This window comes from Mesorhizobium sp. M2A.F.Ca.ET.037.01.1.1, from assembly GCF_003998075.1.
GTDB lineage: Bacteria > Pseudomonadota > Alphaproteobacteria > Rhizobiales > Rhizobiaceae > Mesorhizobium.
Genome location: NZ_RZSA01000305.1, coordinates 1 through 6,515, shown reverse-complemented (window position 1 = coordinate 6,515; position 6,515 = coordinate 1). Strand labels below are relative to the sequence as shown.

Sequence of the window (6,515 nt, the reverse complement as noted above, 5' to 3'; positions counted from 1 at the left end):
CCGTAGAGCAGTCGCGCGAGCTCGCTGCGCCCGGCGCCGACAAGGCCGGCGAGCCCGAGCACCTCGCCGCGGCGGAGGTCGAAGCTTGCTTCCTCCACGCGCGGCAGGCGGCGCAGGCCCCGCACCGACAGCACGATCTCGCCGCCCGTCGCCTCGCGCGACTTGGGCAGCTGTTCGACCGCCCCGCCGACGATCTCCTGGACCAGCCGGCGCCGGGTCAGTCCGGAGCCGTCGAGGACCGCAACAGACCGGCCATCGCGGAAAACGGTGACGCGGCTGCACAGATCGAGGATTTCGTCCAGCCGGTGCGAGACGTAGAGCACCGCCACGCCCGCCGCCGAAAGCCCCCGGATGATGGAGAAGAGCTTGCGGCACTCGCCTGCCGAGAGCGAAGCGGTCGGCTCGTCCATGACGATGAGGCGCGCCTTCCACACCAGCGCCCGGGCGATGCTGATCAGCCAGTTCTCGGCCGTCGACAGGCTCTTGGCCGCGGCATCGAGCGGCGCGGTTATGCCGACGCGCTCGATGATCGGCGCGACGTCCCGCTGGATCGCGCTCCAGTCGACCAGGCCGAGCCGCGTCGTTTTCTTGGGCAGGCCGAGCATGATGTTCTCTAGCACCGTCATGTCAGGCACGAAGGCGAGCTCCTGATGTATGAAGCTCATGCCGAGCCCGCTCGCCGCGTGCGGCGACACGATCGCCACCGGCCTGCCCTCGATGGCGATCTCGCCCGTGTCCGGCTGGGTCACGCCGGCCAGGATGCGGATCAATGTCGACTTGCCGGCGCCGTTGGCGCCGACCAGCCCATGCACTTCGCCGGGCAGCACGGAGAGCGACGCGCCGCGCAGCGCCTGCGCTCCTCCGTAGGATTTGCTGATCGCATTCGCCGCCACGAACGGCACCGCCGGCGGCGCCGCCATCGCTGTCGGGACTGGGTTCATGGGTGAAGCGTTGAGGTTCCTATTTCATGGCGTCCGGATGCTTGGCGATGAAGTCGTCGATAGTGTCCTTGGTGACGAGCACCGCGGGCACCTCCACCGCCTTCGGCGTCCAGTCCGCGCCGGCCTTGCGGATCTCCGGCAGCAGTTTGATCATATTGTAGCCTTCTGTATAGCTGTCCTGCCAGGCGGTCGCGGTCATGAAGCCGTTCTTGATGTTCTCCAGCGCCTGCGCGTTGCCGTTGACGCCGTAGACCTTGACGTCGTCGCGGCCCTGCGCCCTGAGCGAGCCGATGGCGCCGATCGCCGGATCGTCCCAGCAGCCCCAGATGGCGAGATTCTCCTGGCCTGCCGGATGCGAGGCCAGCCAGGCGTTGGCATATTGCGCGCCATCCTCGAAATAGCCGGGGATGCGCACCTCGTTCTTGGTGACCTTGATGTCGGGATTGGCCGCAAGCGCCTTGTCGAGCTCGACCTCGCGGTTTCGGCAGACCTCACCTGTGTGATAGGTCAGCGCCAGGATGGAGCCCTTGCCGCCCATCGTCTTCAGCATCAGCTCATTGACCGGCACCACCATCGGCCCGCCCGAGCCATTGGTGGCGGCGACCGAGCTTCCCAGCCCGCCGCCCCAGGTCACGACCGGGATATTGGCCGACTTGGCTGCCTGCAGCCCGGCCCCGATCGAGGAATAGGGAAACACCATGTCGACGATGGCCGCCGAGCCGCGCTGCGCGAAATTCTGGATCGCGGCATTGGCCTGGTCGGCGCTACCCGCCGCATCGATGACCGAAACGTCCCAGCCGATCTCCTTGGCGGCGGCCTTGGCGCCGACGATATAGCGGGCGTTGTTCGCTTCCGTCGCCGAGATCGAGACGATGCCGACCAGCGGCGTGTCCGCCCGAGCGGGAAACGCTGCGGCCGCGGCCGCCAACGCAGCCCCAATGACTATCCACTTCATGATCTCCTCCTTTTGACGTTGCGGCGCCTACCTCGCCGAACCGTTTCGCTAGATTATGCGGATAACAACGGCAATCAAGGCAAATTTTCGGGGATTTAGCCTAGACAAAGGCCATTTTGGCGACCAAAACTCAACTAATCGATTAGCTGGGTTCGCTATGGCCACCATCAAGGACGTCGCTCGCAAGGCAGAGGTATCGACGGCAACGGTGTCGGCGGTGATTAACGATTCCGCCTATGTGAGCCCGGAATTGCGGGCCCGCGTCCTGGCCGCCGTCCGTGACCTCAGCTATGCGCCCTCGCTCGCTGCGCGGAACCTGAAGCGCGGGCGCAGCCAGTTGATCGCCCTGGTCGTGGCCGATCTCGCCAACCCCTTCTTCTCGCGTGTCGTATGGGCGGCGGAAGCGGCGGTCGCCGCCTGGGGCTACTCGCTGCTGATCTTCAACAGCGACGAGAAGCCGGAGGTCGAGCGTCGCATCCTCGCCCGCGTGCGAACACTCTCCTGCGACGGGGTGATCCTGGTCCCGGTCGGCGACTCGACGGAGCATCTGCAGAACGATCCCGACGGCAAACCGATCCCAACCGTGCTGTTCGGCCGTACCGTCGCCGATGACAGGTCGGACACGGTGACGATCGACAACATATCGGCCGGCAGGCAGGCGACGGAATATCTGCTCGATCTCGGCCATACCCGCCTCGGCACGGTCACCGGCCCGCTGCATGTCACCACCGGGCGTGGCCGCCTCGACGGGATGCTGGCGGCCATGCGGTCGCGAGGCCTGACGCTTGAATCGCGCTATATACGCTCGGGTGAGTTCCGCGAGGATGCCGCCTATTCGGTGGCGCGCAGCCTGTTGGAACAGCCGGCGCGGCCAACGGCGCTCTATGTCGCGAGCGGTCTGATGGCGCTCGGCGTGATGCGGGCAGTGGCGGATCTCGGGCTGCGCTGTCCGGGCGACATCTCCATCGCTTCCACCGATACCATCCCTGGCATCGGAGGCTTGCGTCCGCGCTTGACGCGCACCGAGCATCCGCTTGTCGACATGACCAACGAGGCGGTCCGGCTTCTCGTCGATCAGATCAGGCGTGGCGGTCCTGCCGAACCGCGCAACGTCGTCTTCCAGCCTTCACTGGTGGTCGGCGACAGCTGCGCGCCGGTCGTGGCGCAAACCGTGGCGTCGCCGCCCAGCTCCGACCCAATGACCCCCGCGCCTTGATCCGATCGAGGCTTGCGTTTTCGGGCGGCGCCCATCCCTCGTCTCGACAGCGGAAAGTCCGCAAGGGCCTCAGCCCGCCTGCGGGGCCGTTCGGGCCTGCACGGGCAGCCGGCGTTCGAACTCCCACAAAAGGACCGGGCAGGCTAGAAGAGCCGCCGAGCCGAGGCCGAGCGCCGCGCCGGCGCTGCCCGTCCAAAGCGAAAGCTTGCCGCCGAACCAAGGCGCGATCAGCATCGTGGCGTAGTAGACCGTGTAGAAGAGCCCCATTCCCAGCGCCCGTGTCGCCGGCGCCAGCACCCGCGCCGGCAGGCTCATGATCGCTCCGGCCGGCAGCCCGCAGACCAGGCCGAGCACAACCATGGTGGGCAGCACCGCTGAACAGCGCCATAGCAAGAGGACCAAGGCCGCGAAAGCGAGACAGCTTGTCGCCAGCATGGCGTTGCGGCTCCTGCTCTGGTCCGCGAGGTAGCCTCCGAGCGGAACCGAAAGAGCCGCGAGCCACAGCACGATGCTGACGGCCGAACCGGCGGCGGCGGTCGACCAGCCGCGCTCGACCAGCATCGACGGCGCGAAACTGAAGATCATGGCGAAGCCGACATTGTAGAAGGCCCAGATCAAACCCGCCAGCAGCACGGCCCAGACAGCAGGCTTCGCGAGCCGCGAGCCTTCCGCTGAAGCCGGAGCGGCGGCGGGTCCGGGTGGCTGGTACAGGAATCCCACCAGCGCAAGCGCCGCGACGATGAGCGCCATCACGGCAATCTGCGTCCCCGCTATGCCGAATTCCGCCCGTATCAGCGGCAGCCCGGCGAGCGTGAGGGCGATGCCCAGCGGCCAAGAGTTGATGAAGATCGCCATCGCCGTGGCGATCCGCCGGCCCGTGAACCAGTCGACGACCATCTTGGTCATCAGCACGTTCAGCAGCACGCCTCCGACCCCGGAGATCAACCGTGCCGCGATCTGCACGCTCCATGAGGTTGAGGTGAAAAGCAGCATCTCGCCGGCCAGCATCATCGCCAGGCCGGCGAGCACGCTTGCCTTGTCGCCGAAGCGCCTGCCGATCGCGCCGCCGGGAAGCGCCAGCGCAACGCCCGGGGCGAAGTACAGACCGATGAGCACGCCGATGTCGGCGAGGTTTGCGTCGAGCGCCTTGCCCAGTTCCGGCGCAATGGCCGCGATGCTCTGGAATTGCACCGCTATCGCGGCGCGGGCGACGAACAGAACGGCAAGGATGGTCCAGCGGCTGGGCACGGCACTGCTCCTGCTGAGACACTTGGCGGCTCGACTACGGTAGAAAGCAATGAATGTCTGGCGCGATCGATATCACGGATAATGCACTATTCGGCCCGCTCGGGAAGCCATCTGTCGCCCTGCATGAAAGCCTCATCACCAGTGCCAAGACGGCGCTCCGTCATCGACCTCACAACTCATCGTTGACATATATTCATAACAGATATATGTGTCTTGCATATTAGTGGAGCGCTCGATGAACGAGACCGATTTCCTCAAGGACTACGACCCAAGCGCCTTCCAGCGGCCGTCGGTGGCGGTCGACCTTGTGCTGCTCGGTATCCGCGCCGGCCGGCCGGCCGTGCTGCTGGTCAAGCGCGACCAGCTTCCGCATGCGGGGCGCTGGGCGCTGCCGGGCGGCTTTGTCGGCATCGACGAATCCCTCGACGCGGCCGTCGCGCGCGTGCTGCGCGAAAAGGCCGGCATGGGCGAGGCGCATCTCGAGCAGCTCTACACATTCGGCGCGGTGGAGCGCGATCCGCGCATGCGCATCATCAGCGTCGCCTATCTGGCGCTGCTCACCGAGCAGGCCTTCGATGCGGCGCTCGGCGCGAAGCCGACGCTGCTGCCAGCTACGATCCAGGTGCCCTGGGCCGGCGAGGCTGGTGGGCCGGTCGATGTGCTCGCGCCGGAAGGCGAAAAACTGACGCTCGCTTTCGATCATGCCGATATCCTGGCGATGGCGATGCTCAGGCTGCGCGGCAAGCTCGACTATTCCGATGTCGCCTTCGCGCTGCTGCCCGAATTCTTCACGTTGCGGCAGCTGCAGGACGTGCATGAGGCGATCCTGGGCACGTCGCTCAACAAGCCGGCCTTCCGCCGGCGCCAACTCGACAAGGGCTGGCTGGCGGCAACCGGCGCCTATGAATCGGGCGCTGCTTTCCGCCCGGCCGAGCTCTATCGTTTCCAACGTCTCATGGCTGATTGAGGGAGAGACCATCATGGCCACCATTCGCAGTTTCGGCTTCATTGCCCAGCTTCGCAGCGAGGCAAGCAGCCACGTCATCCGCTACCGCAACGGCCGAGAAATGCAGAGCGGCCGCGGCCTGGTCTTCTGGTTCGTGCCCGAGACCGCCAGCATCGCCGAGCTGCCGATGGACGACCGCGAGATGACGCTCTTCGTCAAGGGCCGCAGCCAGGATTTCCAGACCGTCGCCGTGCAGGGCACGATCGGCTGGCATGTGGTCGATCCGGCGCGGCTCGCCGAACGCGTCGATTTCAGCATCGATCTCAGGACCGGCAAGCTGCGCGGCGAACCGATCGAGAAGATCCAGGCCCGCATCGCCGGCATCGCCAACCAGGCGGTGCAGCAATATCTCGGCCAGGCGCCGGTGCGCGCGCTGCTCGACGGCGGCCCGGCGCCCTTGCGCGAGCGGCTGCAGGCGCTGGTCGCCGCCGATCCCGCGCTGACCGACATCGGTGTCGCCGCCGTCGCGGTCAGGCTCACCAATTTGACACCGACAAGCGAGCTCGAGCGGGCGCTGCAGACGCCGACCTTCGAGGCGCTGCAGCAGAAGGCCGACGAGGCGACCTTCCAGCGCCGGGCGCTTGCCGTGGAGAAGGAGCGCGCCATCGCCGAGAACGAGCTGGCGAACAAGACCGAGCTGGCGCGGCGCGAGAAGCTGCTCATCGCCGAAGAGGCCGAGAACGCCCGCAACCGCGCCACCGGCGCGGCCGAGGCGCAGCAGATCGAAGCTGGCGCCGAGGCCGAGCGGATCCGCGCCATCGAGGGCGCCAAGGCGGAAGCCGAATGGCAGCATATCGCCATCTACCGCGACCTGCCGCCCGCGATCCTGCTCGGCCTTGCCGCCCAGCAGCTCGCCGGCAAGCTGGACAAGATCGAGCATGTCAACGTCACGCCCGACCTGCTCGCCACCGTGCTCGGCGAATTCCGCAAGGCCCCGGCGGTGATCGAAGGCCGGTGAGGAGCGAGCCATGGCCGCGAACCGTCCCCGCGCGGTCTTCGTGACGCGCGAGACCGACTACGAGCTGTTGATCGCGCATCACGCGACGCGCGGCCAGGCGCGCTTCTTCCTCGAGACGCGCGGCCAGCGGCTGGAAGACGTCGAGGCCCGGCACGATCGCTTCCACGCGGTGCTCGGCACGGCGCGCGCCT

Annotated in this window: 6 protein-coding genes and 1 pseudogene; 4 read left to right on the top strand and 3 right to left on the bottom strand. The window is 66.9% G+C overall.

Annotated features, from left to right (window positions below; all coding sequences use genetic code 11):
• Nucleotides 1-941: sugar ABC transporter ATP-binding protein (locus tag EOA27_RS16725; protein ID WP_145970379.1), on the bottom strand; the 941-nt coding region annotated here is incomplete at its 3' end.
• A gap of 19 nt (nucleotides 942-960) precedes the next feature.
• On the bottom strand, nucleotides 961-1,896 hold the full coding sequence (locus EOA27_RS16720) for a sugar ABC transporter substrate-binding protein (protein ID WP_126063375.1): 936 nt from the start codon (nucleotides 1,894-1,896) through the stop codon (nucleotides 961-963).
• Nucleotides 1,897-2,053: 157 nt separating this feature from the next.
• Between EOA27_RS16720 and EOA27_RS16715 the strand changes: the two genes are divergently transcribed.
• Entirely contained in the window at nucleotides 2,054-3,112 is a 1,059-nt protein-coding gene (locus EOA27_RS16715) for a LacI family DNA-binding transcriptional regulator (RefSeq protein ID WP_126080199.1), read from the top strand.
• Nucleotides 3,113-3,181: 69 nt separating this feature from the next.
• On the opposite strand, the gene EOA27_RS16710 is transcribed toward EOA27_RS16715, so the two are convergent.
• Nucleotides 3,182-4,360, bottom strand: coding sequence for an MFS transporter (locus EOA27_RS16710; protein WP_126080200.1), 1,179 nt, complete (start codon nucleotides 4,358-4,360; stop codon nucleotides 3,182-3,184).
• Between the two features lie 235 nt (nucleotides 4,361-4,595).
• Here EOA27_RS16710 and EOA27_RS16705 point away from each other — a divergent pair, with 235 nt between their 5' ends.
• The 3 genes and pseudogenes from EOA27_RS16705 to EOA27_RS16695 all read left to right on the top strand — a co-directional run.
• The gene (locus EOA27_RS16705; RefSeq protein WP_126080201.1) at nucleotides 4,596-5,327 is read left to right on the top strand and encodes an NUDIX domain-containing protein; all 732 of its coding nucleotides are present in this window, start codon (nucleotides 4,596-4,598) and stop codon (nucleotides 5,325-5,327) included.
• 13 nt (nucleotides 5,328-5,340) lie between these two features.
• On the top strand, nucleotides 5,341-6,324 hold the full coding sequence (locus tag EOA27_RS16700) for an SPFH domain-containing protein (protein ID WP_126080202.1): 984 nt from the start codon (nucleotides 5,341-5,343) through the stop codon (nucleotides 6,322-6,324).
• A 10-nt stretch (nucleotides 6,325-6,334) separates the two neighbouring features.
• Nucleotides 6,335-6,515 (top strand): annotated as a pseudogene (locus tag EOA27_RS16695) (hypothetical protein); the annotation flags it as partial.